We start from the raw sequence: 16,002 nt of genomic DNA, 5'->3' as shown, positions 1-16,002 counted from the left end.
GACAGTGCCCGCCGATCAGGTTCGCCGGCTTGAGGAGGCCAAGGCGCAGTCCGCCGCCGCCGCCGCACGCTCGGCCGCGCTGGAGGCGCGCGCCGCCCACGAAAAGGACGAGGCCGCGCAGGCCAGCGCGCAGGAGGCGGCGGTGGCCGCGCGCGTCCAGCAGGCGCAGGCCGACATCGCAGCCGGGCAGGCGCGCGCCGCGATCACCGCTCGGCTGCTCGCGGACCAGCGCGCGCGCCTCGCGGTGCAGCAGGGGCCGATCGCGCGGCTGATCGCGGCGTTGCAATCGCTTGCCGCCCGCCCGGCGATGATCAGCCTCGTACAGCCCGGCTCGGTCGACGATCTCGTCCATGTCCGCGCGGTGCTGGCGAGCGCAATGCCGGTGGTGCGCGCCCGCACCGCCGCGCTCCGCACCGATCTCGACCGCACCCGCGCGCTTCAGGCCAGCGCCGCACTCGCCGCCACCGCCCTCGCCGAAAGCCGTACCCGACTCGAGACGCAGCGCCTTGCGCTCACCCGATTGGAGGCGGAGCACCGCCTAAAATCGCAGGCGCTCGGCCGTGATGCGCTGTTCGAATCGGACCGCGCCATCGCACTCGGCGAGCAGGCGCGCGACATCGTCGATCTGATGAGCAAGCTCGGCGACGCGGCGACTACCCGTGCGAGCCTGGCCGCGCTGCCCGGCCCGCTGCCGCGCCCGCCACGGCCCGGCGAAGTTGCCTCCGCGCTTGACGCGCCGGTCTGGTCCGCCGCATCGCCGCCATACAAGTTGCCGGTCGCGGGAAAGGTGGTGACCGGCCTTGGTGAACTGTCGGACGCCGGTGTGCGCTCGCGCGGGCTGACGTTCGCGGTCGCATCCGGCGCCAGCGTCGTCGCACCGGCGGCGGGCCGCGTCGCCTATGCGGGGCCTTTCCGCAGCTACGGCACGATCGTCATTCTCGATCACGGCGGCGGCTGGACCACCCTCGTCACCGGCCTCGGCGCGGCGTCGGTCGCGGTCGGCGCGCAAGTTCCGCAAGGTGCTGCGATCGGCGTGGCGGCGAAGCGCGACGATCCGCAAGTCACGATCGAACTGCGCCGTCGCGATCGCCCGGTCGATATGGTGCCGCTGATCGGGTGAGCATCGGCGTCGCGAACGCAACGCTCGCTCACCCGGCGTTCAGCCGCGAGCGCGCTATGATCGCGCTGGGAATCCCGCTACGGTGGGCGGTAGCCCCTTTGCGACCGATGGAATTGCCTGCCTGATGTCCCGTCTGTTTCCGCGTGCCCTGCTTCAAGCCACCGCAATCGCGGCCGTCCTCGCGATCGTGCCGATCGGCACCGGTGCGATGGCGGCGGTCGATACCGGCACCTACAAAGAAATCGCGATCTTCATGGACGTGTTCAACCGCGTGAAGGCCGAATATGTCGACAAGGTCGATGACAAGACGCTGGTAAAGGGCGCGATCGACGGGATGCTCGCCGCACTCGATCCGCACAGCAGCTACGAAACGGGGTTGGATTACGACAACCTCCGCATTCAGACCAGCGGCAGCTACGGCGGCCTCGGCCTCACCGTCACGATGGAGGACGGCGCGGTCAAGGTGATCGCCCCGCAGGAGGATACGCCGGGCTGGCGCGCTGGGATCAAGTCGGGCGATTACATCACGCATATCGACGGCAAGCTGATCTTCGGCATGACGCTGGACGAGGCGATCCAGCAGATGCGGGGCAAGCCCGGAAGCAAGATCACGCTGACGCTGCAGCGCCCCGGCGTGTCCGATCCGCTCGTCAAGACGATGGTGCGCGAGCAGATCGTGCAGAAGCCGGTCAAATGGTCGGTGAAGGGCAATGTCGGCATCATCAACATCAACACCTTCTCCGAACATACCGGCGACGCAGTGAATGCGGCGATCCGGGGTATCGACAAGCAGCTCGGGCATCTCCCGACCGGCTATGTCGTCGATCTGCGTGACAATGGCGGTGGTCTTCGCGACGAGGCGATCGCGGTCGCCGACAATTTCCTGTCATCGGGGGTGATCGTTTCGCAGCGCGGGCGCGACCGCTCGGACGTCGAGACCTTCTATGCGGAGAGCTACTTCAAGGGCGATCCGTCGCACGGCCTGCCGGTGATCGTGCTGAGCAACGCCGGCACCGCCTCCGCGTCCGAGATCGTCGCGGGCGCTTTGCAGGATCATCACCGCGCGCTCATCATGGGGGAGCGGTCGTTCGGCAAGGGTTCGGTGCAGACCGTGATCGACCTCGGCGACAACGCCGCGCTGCGGCTCACCACCTCGCGCTATTACACGCCGTCGGACCGATCGGTGCAGGAGGGCGGGATCGAGCCGGACGTGCTCGTGCCGCAGATTTCCGACGCCGATTACAAGAAGCGTCCCGTGTTCCGCGAGGACGATCTGCGCCGCCATCTCATCAACGAGATCAAGAACGACGATTCGGTTATCGAGTCGGACAGCAAGCCCGATCCGCGCTTCTCCGCCACCCCCGAGCAGTTGAAGGCGAAGGGGATCGACGATTTCCAGCTCGATTATGCGATAAAGACGCTCGCGCGGCTCGGCCCGGCAGCGCAAGTCGCTGCGAAGCGTTGAGGGGCACATGACCAACCAGACCCACCTCGCGCGCTGGATTGCGCTGATCGTTCCGCTCGCGCTGTTCGGCGGCGCACTCGGCTTCCAGTATATCGGCGGGCTGTATCCGTGTGAGATGTGCTGGTGGCAGCGCTATCCGCATATCGTCGCGATTCTGCTCGCGCTGGTCGCGTTCGTCTTTCCGGACCGGCGCTTCCGCAAGGCGCTGATCGCGTTCGCGGGCGTATCGATCATCGTCAGCGGACTGATCGGCGTCTATCACGCGGGTGTCGAATATCACTGGTGGGAAGGTATCACCGCGTGCAGCTCGACCATGAGCGGGCATGGCGGCTCGGCGAGCGACATGCTTGCCCGCATCATGAAGGCGCCGGTGGTGCGCTGCGACGTGCCGCAGTGGACGTTGTTCGGCATTTCGCTCGCCGGGTTCAACGCGCTGATCTCGATCCCCGCCGGGGTGATCGTACTGGCGCTGCTGCCGAAGGGACGCCGATGAGCTGGAAACCGGGTGACGCGCGGCGCGATACGCGCTCGATGGTGCGGGTCGATCAGGCCGGCGAATATGGCGCGACCCGCATCTACGCCGGGCAACTCGCGATTATGGGCGATCGCACCCCCGCCGCGCGCGCGATCGCCGGGATGGCAGGGCAGGAGGAGCGCCACCGCGCGTTCTTCGACGCGATGATGGCGGAGCGTCGCGTCCGCCCCACGCTGCTGCAACCGTTCTGGAACGTCGCGGGCTTCCTGCTGGGCGCCGGCACCGCGGCGCTCGGCCCCGAGGCGGCGATGGCGTGCACCGCCGCGGTCGAGACCGAGATCGACAAACATTACGAGGACCAGCTCGTCGCGCTTGGCGATAGCGATCCGGAACTGTCGGCAGCGATCCTCGATTTCCAGGCCGAGGAGGTCGAGCATCGCGAGACCGCGATGGCATCGGGGGCGGAATCGGCACCCGGCTACCTGCTGCTCAGCGGCGCGATCCGGCTCGGCTGCCGCGTCGTGATCGAGGCGGCGAAACGCATTTGAACCGGCTTGGCCGGGACAGGAGTAAGGCAATGAGGAAGCAGGTTTCGCAGGTCTTCATGGCGCTCGGCGCGGCGGCTGCGCTGCTGCCGGCCCCGGTGATGGCGCAGGGCAAGCAGGTGCCGACGCTGGTGATCTACGGCGAGCAGAAATGCCCGACCGATACCGACGGCAACGAGGTGGTCGTCTGCGTTCGCCGGCCGGCGAGCGAGCAATTCCGCATTCCCAAGGAACTGCGCGAATTCAAAGTGACGCCGGAGAACGAAAGCTGGGCGGCCAAGGTCGTCGCCAACGATCATGTCGCCGATACCGGGATCGGCAGTTGCAGCAACGTCGGCGCGGGCGGCGCGACCGGCTGCTTCCTGCAACAGTCGGAGATCAACCGTGCCACCAACAAGGAACGCGCCAAGGACCAGCGCGTGCTGCAATCTACGATCGATCAGTAAAGTCACGGCCGGGGGCGCTATGACGGGAACGACAGCGGCCGCGTGTCGGCCGGCACCGCTTGCCGGGGAGGCTTGTGAGACGGGGCTTGTGGTCGCGACAGCTGTGCAGCTGTCGTCAACGCGGTCGCTCGATCGCAGACTGTTCGGGTGATGCAGGGTAAGACGATGGTGCGCGGGCCACACGGCGTCGCGCTGGCGCTGTTCGCGCTGGTGTGGTTTTCCTGCGTGTGGTTCGGATCGTGGGAACTGAACCCCAACAATGCGACGCGTCTGTTCGCCGCCTTCGCCATCGCAGAGCGCGGCGAGGCGAAGATCGATCGGTACCAGTCGCTGACGATCGACAAGGCGCAGTTCGGCGACCATTATTACATGGACAAGGCGCCGGGCATGACGCTGATGGCGGTGCCGGCGGTCTGGGGGCTGGAAAAGCTCACCGGCGTGCGATCGAGCGATCAGGTGATCGACGCGACCAACCCGCGGCTCGCCAGCTTCATGCGGCTGCGGCTTCGCGTGGCGGTGGCAGTAGGGGCGGCGATCCTCACCGCCTTTGCCAGCGTGCTGCTGCTCGACATGGCGACCGGCGTGACCGGCAGCCCGGCGGCGGGGCTGTACGCGGCGCTGGCCTATGCGCTCGGCTCGATCGTGTGGGGCTGGTCGACGACGATGCTCGGCCACGCGCCCGTCGCCGCACTGCTGCTGATCGCGACCTGGGCGATCTGGCGTGGGACCAGCAGCCCGCGCGACCTCACGCGCTGGCGCTATCCGGTGATGGCGGGGCTGGCGCTCGGCTGGGCGGTGGTGATCGAGTTTCCGGCGGCGCTTGGCGGCGTGGCGCTCGGCGGGTGGGCGATCTGGCGGACGCGCGAGGTCGCCTGGAGTGCGCGCCGTAGCATCCTCGGGATCGCGCTGTGTGGCGGCGTAGCGGCGCTCTTGCCGCTGTTAGCCTATAACCTGTTCGCGTTCGGCACGCTGTTTCGGCTCGGATATCAGGGCGTCGTCGGCTTCAACGGCATGCAGCAAGGGCTGTTCGGCCTGACCTATCCAAAGCCCGCCGCGTTGTTCGGCATCCTGTTCGGGGTGCGACGCGGCTTGGTGTGGGTGTCGCCGGTCATATTGTTGGGTGCGTTCGGATTGATAAGGATGGTCCGCGCCCGCGAAACTCGCGACATCGGCATCGCGGCGGCAGTGGTGATCGCCATCGTGCTGACCGTCAACGCTTCCTACATCTATTGGGACGGCGGTGCCTCGATCGGCCCGCGCCACTCGGTGCCGGCGATCCCATTCCTGGCGCTCGGGCTTGCGGTGCTGTGGCGGCAGTGGGAGCGGCCGGGGCGGCGCATCGTGCTGGTGGCGCTGCTGACGGTCTCGGTCGCGATCAACCTGATGATCGCCTCCACCGACGTGTTTGGATCGGAGGCCTACGCCAATCCGCTTTGGCAACGCACCATCAAGGCGATGTTTTTGCCAGGAAACCTCAGCACGATCCCGAACGATTTCTTCGGCTGGTCGGCGTGGCGCGGATTGTTCCTGTACATCGACGTCGCGGTGCCGCTGCTGGTGCTGATGCTGGTGTGGACGCGCACGGCGGAGCGGCGGGTGCGATCGGCCTAGCGCTTCTTCATGCCGTGCATGCGGTGCCAGACGAAGAACGCCACCGCGACCAGCAACATGCCCGCGATCGCCACGTCCGCGCTGTGGAAGGCAGCCTTTACGCGCGGATCGCTATCCCATTTTTCGCCGAGCGTCATACCGAGCCACGCCAGCGCGAAGCACCACGGCCACGAGCCGAGGAACGTGTACAGGTGGAACGGCACCAGCGGCATCCGCGCCACGCCGGCGGGGAAGGCGATGAACGAGCGGATCAGCGGCAGCAACCGCGCGATCAGCACGGCCGGGCCACCGAAGCGGGCGAAGAAACGGTCGGCGGTATCGAGTTCGCCCGGCCCGACCAGCACATAGCGGCCCCAGCGTTCCGCGAGCGGGCGACCGCCGCGCTTGCCGACCTCGTAGGCGACGATCGAGCCGAGATTGCAGCCGATCGCGCCGGCGGTTGCCACCAGCAGCAGGTGAAGCTCGCCCTTCCACACGAGATACCCCGCAAATGGCATGATGATCTCCGACGGCAGCGGGATGCACGCCGATTCGATCGCCATCAGAAAAGCGATGCCGAGATAGCCGCCGCTGGAGATGATGTGGATGATGATGCCGGCGAGGACACTCAGTATCTTTTCGATCATCCGTGCGCTCTGCCCTGAACTGGCCGCAAATCACCAGAGCAAAAGCAGGCAAATACGATGCTACGCATGGAAAAGCGGTGGCTGTCGCCCTATTTCTATAAGGCATGAACTTCGGAAAGGCCGCGATGACCGCCGATGACGACAAACGCGCCGCCGCTCATGCCGCGGCTGAGGACGTGGCAGACGGGATGCTCGTCGGCCTCGGCACCGGATCGACCGCCGCGTTCCTGATCGCGCGGTTGGGCGAGCGCGTGCGATCCGGGTTGAAGATCCGCGCGGTCGCAACCTCGCAGCGGAGCGCCGATCTGGCGCGCGAGGTCGGCATCAAGGTGCTCGACTTCGCCGATGTCGCGGCGGTCGATCTCGTCATCGATGGCGCGGACGAGATCGACGACCGGCTTTATGCGATCAAGGGCGCGGGCGGGGCGATGCTGCGCGAGAAGATCGTCGCGGCGTCGGCGGCGCGGATGATCGTGATTGCCGACGGGTCCAAGCGCGTCGACCGGATCGGCGCGGCCAAGCTGCCGGTCGAGGTGTTGCCGTTCGCCTACCGTTTCGTGCGCCGTATGTTGGGTAATCTCGGCGCGGAGGTGGTGCTGCGTGGCGGCGCCGAGCTGCCGTATCGCACCGATCAAGGCAATCTCGTCCTCGATTGCCACTTCGGCGCGATTGCGGACCCGCAGGCCCTTGACGCCGCTCTGTCGGCAATACCCGGGGGGCTTGGCCACGGCCTCTTCCTTCGGGAAGTTGGTAGCGCTATCATCGCAGAGCACGGGCAGGTGACACGCGTCGACCGTCCCGTATAAAGAAGATCGTGACGCAGCTGCATCGTTTCCTGGTATTTTAGGACGGGTGCCACGCAACTACATCAGCGCGGTGGCGTTAGCCGTCGACGAGAAGAAAGGCCTTATTTCATGTCCGACGCCCCGACCATCAGCACCACGCCCGGCCTGCATGAGGACGGCTCGCCCGAGCGGTTGGCGATCGACACGATCCGCACGCTGTCGATGGATGCCGTGCAGGCCGCCAATTCGGGCCACCCCGGCACGCCGATGGCACTGGCCCCGGTCGGCCACACGCTTTGGACCAAGTTCCTGCGCTACGATCCGGCGACGCCCGATTGGCCGAACCGCGACCGCTTCGTGCTGTCGGTCGGCCATGCCTCGATGCTGCTGTATTCGCTGATCCACCTCGCCGGCATCGAGGAGATCGACAAGGACGGCAAGAAGAGCGGCAAGCCCGCGCTCAGCCTCGACGACCTCAAGGGTTTCCGTCAGCTGTCGTCCAAGACGCCGGGCCACCCGGAATATCGCCACACGACCGGCGTCGAGACCACCACCGGCCCGCTCGGCGCAGGCGTGAGCAACGCGGTCGGCATGGCGATCGCCGAGCGCTGGCTGGCGGCGCGCTACAACAAGCCGGGCTTCACGCTGTTCGACCATGACGTCTACGCGCTCGCCGGCGACGGTTGCATGATGGAAGGCGTGTCGTCGGAGGCTGCGTCGCTCGCCGGGCATCTCAAGCTCTCCAACCTGTGCTGGATCTACGACAGCAACCACATCTCGATCGAGGGCGACACCGCGCTCGCGTTCGACGAGGACGTGGGCAAGCGCTTCGAGGCGTATGGCTGGAACGTCATCCATGTGAACGACGCCAACGACACGGCAGCGCTCAGCGCCGCGTTCGACACGTTCCGCGCCACCACCGACAAGCCGACCTTCATCGTCGTCCATTCGATCATCGGCTGGGGTAGCCCGCGCGCCGGCAGCGAGAAGGCGCATGGCGAGCCGCTCGGCGAGGAGAACATCCGCCTCACCAAGCAGGCCTATGGCTGGCCGGAGGATGCCAAGTTCCTCGTGCCGGATGGCGTGGCCGAGCATTTCAAGAAGGCGATGACTGATCGCGGTGTGCCGCTGCGCGAGGCGTGGCAGGCGAACTTCGCGAAATATCACGACGCGCATCCCGAACTCGCCGCCGAACTCGACGATCTGTTCGCGAGCAAGCTGCCCAAGGGTTGGGAGGCGGCGCTGCCCACGTTCGACGCGGATCCCAAAGGCCTCGCCAGCCGCGATTCGGGTGGCAAGGTGCTCAACGCGCTTGCCAAGGAGATCCCGTGGCTAGTCGGCGGTGCCGCCGATCTTTCGCCGTCGACCAAGACCGACATCAAGGGCATGGCCTCGTTCGAGGCGGATAATTACGCCGGCAGCAACTTCCACTTTGGCGTGCGTGAGCACGGCATGGGCGGCGTGGTGAACGGCATGGCACTGTCGTACCTGCGTGCTTACGGTTCGACGTTCTTTGTCTTCACTGATTACATGCGCGCGCCGATCCGCCTCTCCGCGATCATGGAACTGGGTGTGGTGTGGGTGTTCACGCACGATTCGATCGGCGTCGGCGAGGACGGTCCGACCCATCAGCCGATCGAGCATCTCGCCATGCTGCGCGCAACGCCGGGGCTCGACACAATCCGACCGGGCGATGCCAATGAGGTGTCGGTAGCGTGGAAGGCTGCGCTGGAGTCCGGCAACAACCCGACCGCGCTGGTGCTGTCGCGTCAGGCCCTGCCGACGCTTGATCGCAGCAAATATGCGTCGGCCGAGGGGCTGATGAAGGGCGGTTATGTGATCGCCGATTCGGAAGGCGATCCCGAGCTGATCCTGATCGCCACCGGCAGCGAGCTGAGCCTCGCCATCGCCGCGCACGATAAGCTGGTCGAGCAGGGTGTCGCATCGCGTGTCGTCTCGCTGCCGAGCTGGCACCGTTACGAGATGCAGGACGCTGCCTATAAGGAGAGCGTGCTGCCCAAGGGCGTGCGCGCGCGCCTCGCGATCGAACAGGGCGGGGAGATCGGCTGGGATCGCTATGTCGGCCTTGATGGCGCGACAATCACCATGTCGACGTTCGGTGCATCGGCGCCGCTTGCCAAATTGCAGGACAAATACGGCTTCACCGTCGACAACGTCGTCAAGGTGTCGCGTGAATTGCTCGGAAAGGATGCATAATGAGTCTCCTCAAGGATCTCACCAGCCACGGTCAGGCGCTCTGGCTCGATTTCGTCGATCGCAAGTTTCTGGAGGCCGGCGGCCTTCAGAAACTGGTCGATGAGGACGGCCTGACGGGCGTGACCTCGAACCCGTCGATCTTCGAAAAGGCGATGGGCCACGGCGACGCCTATGACGAGACGCTCGCCGGCTATGACAAGGAGCATCCCGGCGCGGCGACGATGGACCGCTACGAGTATCTCGCGATCCAGGACATCAAGGCCGCGGCCGAGACGTTGGCGCCGGTATACGAGAAGCTCGATGCGAAGGACGGCTATGTCAGCCTCGAAGTGTCGCCGTATCTCGCCAACGATACCGACGCGACCATCGCCGAGGCGCAGAAGCTGTGGGACGCGGTCGACCGTTCCAACCTGATGATCAAGATCCCCGGCACCCCCGCCGGCGTGCCCGCGATTGCGGCGACGATCGCGGCAGGCATCAACGTCAACGTGACATTGCTGTTCTCGAACTCGGCCTATCAGGCGGTCGCGCTCGCCTATGTCGAGGGGCTGGAGCAGCGTGTCGCGCGCGGTGAACCGATCGACCGGATCGCCAGTGTGGCGAGCTTCTTCGTCAGCCGGATTGACAGCAAGATCGACGACAAGATCGACGCGCGCGTCAAGGACGGGGACCCCGAGAGCGAGGCGCTGAAGGCGATCCGCGGCAAGGTCGCGATCGCCAATGCCAAGCTCGCCTATGACTGGTTCCTGGAGTTTTCCAAGAGCGCACGCTGGCAGGCGCTTGCCGCCAAGGGCGCGCAGGTCCAGCGGCTGCTGTGGGCGTCGACCGGCGTGAAGAACCCGGATTATCGCGACACGCTGTATCTGGACGAGCTGATCGGGCCAGACACCGTCAACACCGTGCCGCCCAAGACGATGGACGCGTTCCGCGACCACGGCACGCCCGGCAACACGCTGGGCGAGGGCATTGCCGAGGCGCGGCATGTGCTATCGGAGACGGAGCGGCTCGGCCTCGACCTCGACGGCGTGACCGATGTTCTGGTCGAGGAGGCGGTCGCATCCTTCTCCAAGGCGTTCGACGATCTGCTCGGCGCGATTGCCGCGAAGCGGCCTGCAACCGCCTGACCGTTCGCCCGTTTCGTGTCGGCGATGTCGAGACACCTGAGCCAGTTACCGGCCCCTCGACGTCGCTCGGGCCGCAGCGCGTTGGAGGAATGACATGAAGATCGGTATCATCGGCCTTGGCCGGATGGGCGGCAACATCGCGCGGCGGCTGATGCGCGCGGGCCACGAGACGGTGGTGTTCGACCGGGACGAGAAGGCGGTGGCCGCGCTGGTTGGCGATGGCGCGGTGGGCGCGTCCTCGCTCGCGGACATGCAGGGCAAGCTCGCCGATCCGGCAATCTACTGGGTAATGCTGCCCGCAGGGGATCCGACCGAGCAGACCGTTGCCGCGATCGGCGAGCAGTGCGGCCCGGGCGGGATCATCATCGACGGCGGCAACAGTTTCTACAAGGACGATATCCGCCGTTCCAAGATGCTGGCGGAGAAGCAGGTTCATTACGTCGATGTCGGCACGTCGGGCGGCGTATGGGGCTTGGAGCGCGGCTATTGCATGATGGTCGGCGGCGACGACGCGACGATCAAGACGCTCGACCCGATCCTGGAGGCGCTCGCCCCCGGTCTCGGCACGATCCCGCGCACGCCCGGCCGCGATGGCGGTGGCATGGATTCGCGTGCGGAGCTGGGCTACATCCACGCCGGTCCGGCGGGTGCGGGCCACTTCGTCAAGATGGTGCACAACGGCATCGAGTATGGCCTGATGCAGGCCTATGCCGAGGGCTTCGATATCCTGAAAGGCAAGGCGTCTGAGCACGTCGCCGAGGACGAGCGGTTCGATCTCAACCTGACCGACATCGCCGAAGTATGGCGGCGTGGCAGCGTCATCTCGTCGTGGCTGCTCGACCTCACCGCGATCGGCCTGGCCAAGGATCAGATGCTCGAGCAGTTCTCCGGCAACGTCGCCGACTCGGGCGAGGGCCAGTGGACGATCGACGCGGCGATGGAGGAGAAGGTGCCGGCCAACGTCCTCACCGCCGCGCTGTATGCGCGCTATCGCAGCCGGGTCGAGCATACCTTTGGCGACAAGCTGCTGTCGGCGATGCGCTTCGGGTTCGGCGGCCACGTTGAAATGCCGCAATGAGCGCTGGTGCTAAGGGCGGTATCCGGCTGTTCATCTCCGATCTCGACGGCACGCTGGTCGACAAGAAGAAGCAGCTTACGCCCGGTACGATCGCGGCGGTGGCGCGGCTGAAGGCGGCGGGGATCGGCTTCACCGTGATCTCCGCGCGGCCGCGTTCGGGGGTGATGCCGATCGTCGAGACGCTGAAGCTGGACGTGCCGATCGGCGCGTTCAACGGCGGCACGATCTTCAAGCGCGACGGCACGGTGCTGAGCCAGCACCGCATCCCGCCCACCGTGGTGAAGGGCATCTTCGAAATGGCCAAGGGGCTTGAGGTGGCGCCGTGGCTGTTCGCGGACGATCGCTGGTTCGCGCTTGCCGAGGAAGGCCCGCATTTCGCCAGCGAGCGGGTGTCGTCGGATCAGGCGCCGGTCGTGGTGGAGGATTTTTCGGAATGGTACGACCATGCCGACAAGATCACCTTCGTCAGCGATGATCCGCCGGTGCTCGCCGGGCTGCTGGAGAAGGCGCAGGCGGCGTATGGCGATCAGGCGACGATCGGTCAGTCGCAGACCTATTATCTCGATGTGACCGCGACGTCCGCCAACAAGGGCGACGGGATTGTCGCACTGGCGGAGAGCTTCGGCGTGCCGCTCGACCAGGTCGCGGTGATCGGCGATCAGTTCAACGACTTGCCGATGTTTGCGCGTGCGGCGGTGTCGATCGCGATGGGGCAGGCGCCGGACGGCGTGAAGGCGAAGGCGCAGCACGTCACCGGCGCGAACGATGCGGACGGTGTAGCGCAGGCGATCGATTCGATCATCCTAGCCTGACATACTCCGGATTTTCAGCACTTCCCCACCGTTGCCGGTGGGGAAGTGCTGGCATCGGAGCATCACGCCGTGATGGGGATACCCCCGATAGCGCGGTCAGCGTGGCGTTAGTTTCATCAGCGCGCCGTCGTCCTGCAGCAGCCAGATCGCGCCGTCGGGGCCTTGCACTACGTCACGAATGCGCGTGTTCATCGGCCACTGGTCGGCCTTGGTCGCCTTGTCGCCGTCAAGTTTTACGCGGATCAGCGCCTCGCCCGACAGCGCGGCGATGAACGCCGAACCCTTCCACTGCGGGAACAGGTCGCCCGAATAGATCATCAACCCGCCGGGCGAGATCGACGGGTTCCAGAACGTCTTGGGTGGCTCGAAGCCGTCGCCGGGCTTGTGATCCGGAATATCGGTGCCGTCGTAATTGCTGCCGTTCGACGCCTTGGGCCAACCGTAGTTCTTGCCCGGCAGGATGACGTTCAGTTCGTCGCCACCCTTCGGCCCCATCTCGATCTCCCATAGGCGGCCACCTGTATCGAACGCGAGACCGTAAGGGTTGCGGTGGCCCATGCTCCAGATTTCCGCCGGAGCGGTGTTCGTGCCCTCGACAGCCTGCTGCGTGCCTTTCTCCTTTAACGCGGCGCCCGTGTTGTCGGGCGGATCGAACACGGTGACGGTCGGCGTGCCGACCTGCTGCGCGAAGGGGTTGCCCGGTGCGGGTTTGCCATCGAGCGTTAGGTGGAGGATCTTGCCGAGCTTCTGGTTGATATCCTGCGCTGGCGTGAAGCGCTGGCGCTCGCCCGAGGACAGGAACAGCGACTTGCCATCGGGCGCGAAGGCGATCACCGCGCCGAACTGCCCGCCCTTGCCGTTCGACCCCGACCGCCAGATGACGTTTAAGCCCTGCAACTGCGTACCCACCAGCGTGGCGCGGGCAAGCGCAAGTCCGACGCCGTTCGGGCGGTTTTCGGAATAGGTGAGGTAGAGCGCGTGGCTCGACGCGAAATCGGGCGCGAGCGCCACGCCAAGCAATCCGCCTTGTTCGACGTCGGCCACCTTAGGCACGCCGGCTACGTCGCGGATGTGGCCGCTCGGGTCGCGCAGCTTCAGCTTGCCGGCCTTCTCGGTGACGAGCAGGCTGCCATCCGGCAGGAACGCCATCGCGAAGGGCGAGTCGAACTGGCCCTGTTTTGTCGCCGTGAACGGCGGCCCGGACTGGGTGGACGCGACGCCGGTGCTGTTCCCTCCTGCGTTGGCGGAGGGAGGGGTGCAGGCCACGAGGGCGAGCAGCAACGCGGGGGCGAGGCGGATCATGCGAGCGATCCTAGCGTCATGGCCGCACCTGCCAAGCGCCAAATGCGGATATGCTTGCCAGCGTGCGGCTTTCGGCCTATATCCATGCCATATTCTCTACATCGTTATGGTGAAGAGGTCGGAGCCACCCGGTTCCGGCGGCAACCCTGCTTGTTTGGAGCAAAGATGGCGGACCCCGATCGGGCCAAGCTGACCGCATTGATCGAACCCGAGGCGAAGGCGCTTGGGTTCGACCTGGTGCGCGTGAAGCTGTTCGGCGGTTCGGGCGACCTGACGCTGCAGGTGATGGCCGAACGCCCCGATACGCGCCAGCTGACGATCGACGATTGCGCCGAACTGTCGCGTCGCATCTCGGAGCGGATGGACGAGCTGGAAGCGGAAGGCCGCGACCTGATCAACGAGGAATATCGCCTCGAAGTATCGTCGCCCGGCATTGACCGCCCGCTGACGCGGTTGCAGGATTTCACCGACTGGGCCGGGCATGACGCGCGTATCGTGCTGGCGCAGCCGGTCGAGGGTCGCAAGCAGATCACCGGTCCGATCAAGGGCGTCGATGGCGATCGCATCACCATCGAGGTGCGCAAGCAGGGCGACATGACGATCGGTTTCGCCGATGTGGGTGACGCCAAGCTGGTGTTCACCGACCGGCTGCTCGCTGCGACCCGGCCGCTTTCGATGGAAGGCGCCGACGAGGAAGAAGTGCTCGAAGACGATTCGGACGAAGACGTATCTGGCGAAGATGCGGCGCTGGAGAGCGCCAAGGATAAGGGACTGAACTGATGGCCACCGCCGTTTCCGCCAACAAGGCCGAGCTGATCGCGATCGCGAACTCGGTCGCCAGCGAGAAGATGATCGACAAGGGCATCGTCATCGAGGCGATGGAAGATGCAATCCAGCGCGCCGCCCGCGCGCGCTACGGCGCCGAGAACGACATTCGCGCCAAGCTCGACCCCAACAGCGGCGACCTGCGGCTGTGGCGCGTGGTCGAAGTGGTCGAGGCGGTCGACGATTTCTTCAAGCAGGTGAACCTCAAGGAAGCCGAGAAGCTCCAGAAGGGTGCTGAGATCGGCGACTATATCGTCGATCCGCTGCCCCCCATCGAGTTCGGCCGCATCGCCGCGCAGGCCGCCAAGCAGGTGATCTTCCAGAAGGTCCGCGATGCTGAGCGTGATCGCCAGTTCGAAGAGTTCAAAGATCGTCAGGGCGAGATCATCACCGGTGTGGTGAAGCGTGTCGAGTTCGGTCACGTCGTGGTCGATCTCGGCCGGGCGGAAGGCGTGATCCGCCGCGACCAGCAGATTCCGCGCGAAGTGGTGCGCGTCAACGACCGCATCCGTTCGCTGATCCTCAACGTGCGCCGTGAGAACCGCGGGCCGCAGATCTTCCTGAGCCGCGCGCATCCCGACTTCATGAAGAAGCTGTTCGCGCAGGAAGTGCCGGAAATCTATGACGGCATCATCGAGATCAAGGCAGCCGCGCGTGATCCGGGGTCGCGCGCGAAGATCGGCGTCATCAGCCACGATTCGAGCATCGACCCGGTCGGCGCGTGCGTCGGCATGAAGGGCAGCCGCGTGCAGGCCGTCGTGCAGGAGATGCAGGGCGAGAAGATCGATATCATCCCGTGGTCGCCCGATATCGCCACCTTCGTCGTCAACGCGCTGCAGCCGGCATCGGTCAGCCGCGTGGTGATCGACGAGGAAGAGGAGCGGATCGAGGTGGTCGTGCCCGACGATCAGCTGTCGCTGGCGATCGGCCGTCGCGGCCAGAACGTGCGGCTCGCCTCGCAGTTGACCGCCAAGGCGATCGACATTCTGACCGAGCAGGACGCATCCGAGAAGCGCCAGAAGGAATTCACCGAGCGGACCGAGATGTTCCAGGGTGAGCTCGACGTCGACGAGACGCTCGCGCAGTTGCTGGTCGCGGAGGGTTTCACCAATCTTGAGGAAGTCGCTTATGTCGAGGCGGACGAAATCGCCGCGATCGAGGGCTTCGACGAAGATCTCGCCGCCGAGCTGCAGAGCCGCGCGACCGAGGCGCTCGAGCGCCGTGAGGAAGCCAACCGGACGCTGCGCCGTGAACTCGGCGTCGAGGACGCTCTCGCGACGATGCCGTATCTGACCGAGGCGATGCTCGTCACGCTCGGCAAGGCGGGCATCAAGACGCTCGACGATCTCGCCGATCTCGCGACGGACGAACTGGTGCAGAAGAAGCGTCAGGAACAGCGCCGCCGCAATGAGGACGCGCCCAAGCGCGAAACCCGCAGCGAGGATCGTGCCGGCGTGCTCGGCGAATATGGTCTGTCGGACGAGCAGGGCAACGAGATCATCATGGCCGCCCGCGCGCACTGGTTCGATGATGAGCCTGCGGCGGACGCCACGAGCGAGGAAGCGTAAGCG

At 65.9% G+C, this 16,002-nt stretch carries 15 protein-coding genes; 13 read left to right on the top strand and 2 right to left on the bottom strand.

Annotated features, from left to right (window positions below; translation table 11 throughout):
• Nucleotides 1–4 precede the first annotated feature (4 nt).
• The 6 genes from OXR00_RS08945 to OXR00_RS08920 all read left to right on the top strand — a co-directional run bounded on the left by OXR00_RS08945 (nt 5) and on the right by OXR00_RS08920 (nt 5,662).
• On the top strand, nt 5–1,120 hold the full coding sequence (locus OXR00_RS08945; RefSeq protein WP_267387929.1) for a peptidoglycan DD-metalloendopeptidase family protein: 1,116 nt from the start codon (nt 5–7) through the stop codon (nt 1,118–1,120).
• 124 nt (nt 1,121–1,244) lie between these two features.
• Nucleotides 1,245–2,585, top strand: a complete 1,341-nt coding sequence (locus OXR00_RS08940; protein WP_267387891.1) for a S41 family peptidase — start codon at nt 1,245–1,247, stop codon at nt 2,583–2,585.
• 7 nt (nt 2,586–2,592) lie between these two features.
• Nucleotides 2,593–3,078, top strand: coding sequence for a disulfide bond formation protein B (locus tag OXR00_RS08935; RefSeq protein ID WP_267387890.1), 486 nt, complete (start codon nt 2,593–2,595; stop codon nt 3,076–3,078).
• Nucleotides 3,075–3,608 (top strand): demethoxyubiquinone hydroxylase family protein, encoded by a 534-nt coding sequence (locus OXR00_RS08930; protein ID WP_242147936.1) that lies wholly within the window; start codon nt 3,075–3,077, stop codon nt 3,606–3,608. The genes OXR00_RS08935 and OXR00_RS08930 overlap by 4 nt, the downstream gene beginning before the upstream one ends.
• 29 nt (nt 3,609–3,637) lie before the next feature.
• A complete protein-coding gene (locus tag OXR00_RS08925) occupies nt 3,638–4,051 on the top strand; it encodes a hypothetical protein (protein ID WP_267387889.1) in 414 nt (137 codons plus the stop codon).
• 150 nt (nt 4,052–4,201) lie between these two features.
• Nucleotides 4,202–5,662 carry a hypothetical protein gene (locus OXR00_RS08920; protein ID WP_267387928.1) on the top strand — a complete coding sequence of 487 codons (1,461 nt, stop codon included), beginning with the start codon at nt 4,202–4,204 and terminating at the stop codon, nt 5,660–5,662.
• Here OXR00_RS08920 and OXR00_RS08915 read toward each other — a convergent pair.
• Entirely contained in the window at nt 5,659–6,288 is a 630-nt protein-coding gene (locus OXR00_RS08915) for a DedA family protein (protein ID WP_267387887.1), read from the bottom strand. The two genes, OXR00_RS08920 and OXR00_RS08915, sit on opposite strands and share 4 nt — an antisense overlap.
• Nucleotides 6,289–6,413: 125 nt before the next feature.
• On the opposite strand from OXR00_RS08915, the gene rpiA reads away from it, so the two are divergent.
• The 5 genes from rpiA (at nt 6,414) to OXR00_RS08890 (ending at nt 12,304) form a co-directional block, all read left to right on the top strand.
• Nucleotides 6,414–7,094: a ribose-5-phosphate isomerase RpiA gene (gene rpiA, locus OXR00_RS08910; RefSeq protein WP_267387886.1), complete on the top strand. Its 681-nt coding sequence runs from the start codon at nt 6,414–6,416 to the stop codon at nt 7,092–7,094.
• A 108-nt stretch (nt 7,095–7,202) separates the two neighbouring features.
• Nucleotides 7,203–9,290, top strand: a complete 2,088-nt coding sequence (gene tkt, locus OXR00_RS08905; RefSeq protein WP_267387885.1) for a transketolase — start codon at nt 7,203–7,205, stop codon at nt 9,288–9,290.
• The gene (tal, locus tag OXR00_RS08900) at nt 9,290–10,414 is read left to right on the top strand and encodes a transaldolase (RefSeq protein WP_267387884.1); all 1,125 of its coding nucleotides are present in this window, start codon (nt 9,290–9,292) and stop codon (nt 10,412–10,414) included. Before tkt ends, tal begins: the two co-directional genes overlap by 1 nt.
• A 94-nt stretch (nt 10,415–10,508) precedes the next feature.
• Nucleotides 10,509–11,492, top strand: a complete 984-nt coding sequence (gene gnd, locus OXR00_RS08895; protein WP_267387883.1) for a phosphogluconate dehydrogenase (NAD(+)-dependent, decarboxylating) — start codon at nt 10,509–10,511, stop codon at nt 11,490–11,492.
• Nucleotides 11,489–12,304: a Cof-type HAD-IIB family hydrolase gene (locus OXR00_RS08890; RefSeq protein ID WP_267387881.1), complete on the top strand. Its 816-nt coding sequence runs from the start codon at nt 11,489–11,491 to the stop codon at nt 12,302–12,304. Before gnd ends, OXR00_RS08890 begins: the two co-directional genes overlap by 4 nt.
• 96 nt (nt 12,305–12,400) lie before the next feature.
• Here OXR00_RS08890 and OXR00_RS08885 read toward each other — a convergent pair whose 3' ends face one another.
• Nucleotides 12,401–13,606 carry a PQQ-dependent sugar dehydrogenase gene (locus OXR00_RS08885; protein WP_267387879.1) on the bottom strand — a complete coding sequence of 402 codons (1,206 nt, stop codon included), beginning with the start codon at nt 13,604–13,606 and terminating at the stop codon, nt 12,401–12,403.
• 165 nt (nt 13,607–13,771) lie between these two features.
• Between OXR00_RS08885 and rimP the strand changes: the two genes are divergently transcribed.
• Both rimP and nusA read left to right on the top strand, forming a co-directional pair.
• Nucleotides 13,772–14,386: a ribosome maturation protein RimP gene (gene rimP / locus OXR00_RS08880; protein ID WP_267387877.1), complete on the top strand. Its 615-nt coding sequence runs from the start codon at nt 13,772–13,774 to the stop codon at nt 14,384–14,386.
• Nucleotides 14,386–15,999 (top strand): transcription termination factor NusA, encoded by a 1,614-nt coding sequence (nusA, locus tag OXR00_RS08875; protein WP_267387875.1) that lies wholly within the window; start codon nt 14,386–14,388, stop codon nt 15,997–15,999. The genes rimP and nusA overlap by 1 nt, the downstream gene beginning before the upstream one ends.
• Nucleotides 16,000–16,002: the final 3 nt, after the last annotated feature.

This window comes from Sphingomonas sp. GC_Shp_3 (assembly GCF_026540945.1).
Classification (GTDB): Bacteria; Pseudomonadota; Alphaproteobacteria; order Sphingomonadales; family Sphingomonadaceae; genus Sphingomonas.
Note: the sequence above shows the minus strand (reverse complement) of the source record. Positions and strands in the feature narration are given on the sequence as shown.

Bases quoted from the DNA above. Each gene is read 5' to 3' on its own strand.
- OXR00_RS08885 (WP_267387879.1), bottom strand. From the start codon at position 13,606: ATGATCCGCCTCGCCCCCGCGTTGCTGCTCGCCCTCGTGGCCTGCACC.
- rpiA (WP_267387886.1), top strand. From the start codon at position 6,414: ATGACCGCCGATGACGACAAACGCGCCGCCGCTCATGCCGCGGCTGAG.
- OXR00_RS08915 (WP_267387887.1), bottom strand. From the start codon at position 6,288: ATGATCGAAAAGATACTGAGTGTCCTCGCCGGCATCATCATCCACATC.
- gnd (WP_267387883.1), top strand. From the start codon at position 10,509: ATGAAGATCGGTATCATCGGCCTTGGCCGGATGGGCGGCAACATCGCG.
- OXR00_RS08925 (WP_267387889.1), top strand. From the start codon at position 3,638: ATGAGGAAGCAGGTTTCGCAGGTCTTCATGGCGCTCGGCGCGGCGGCT.
- OXR00_RS08930 (WP_242147936.1), top strand. From the start codon at position 3,075: ATGAGCTGGAAACCGGGTGACGCGCGGCGCGATACGCGCTCGATGGTG.
- tal (WP_267387884.1), top strand. From the start codon at position 9,290: ATGAGTCTCCTCAAGGATCTCACCAGCCACGGTCAGGCGCTCTGGCTC.
- OXR00_RS08940 (WP_267387891.1), top strand. From the start codon at position 1,245: ATGTCCCGTCTGTTTCCGCGTGCCCTGCTTCAAGCCACCGCAATCGCG.
- OXR00_RS08890 (WP_267387881.1), top strand. From the start codon at position 11,489: ATGAGCGCTGGTGCTAAGGGCGGTATCCGGCTGTTCATCTCCGATCTC.
- tkt (WP_267387885.1), top strand. From the start codon at position 7,203: ATGTCCGACGCCCCGACCATCAGCACCACGCCCGGCCTGCATGAGGAC.
- rimP (WP_267387877.1), top strand. From the start codon at position 13,772: ATGGCGGACCCCGATCGGGCCAAGCTGACCGCATTGATCGAACCCGAG.
- OXR00_RS08920 (WP_267387928.1), top strand. From the start codon at position 4,202: ATGCAGGGTAAGACGATGGTGCGCGGGCCACACGGCGTCGCGCTGGCG.
- nusA (WP_267387875.1), top strand. From the start codon at position 14,386: ATGGCCACCGCCGTTTCCGCCAACAAGGCCGAGCTGATCGCGATCGCG.
- OXR00_RS08935 (WP_267387890.1), top strand. From the start codon at position 2,593: ATGACCAACCAGACCCACCTCGCGCGCTGGATTGCGCTGATCGTTCCG.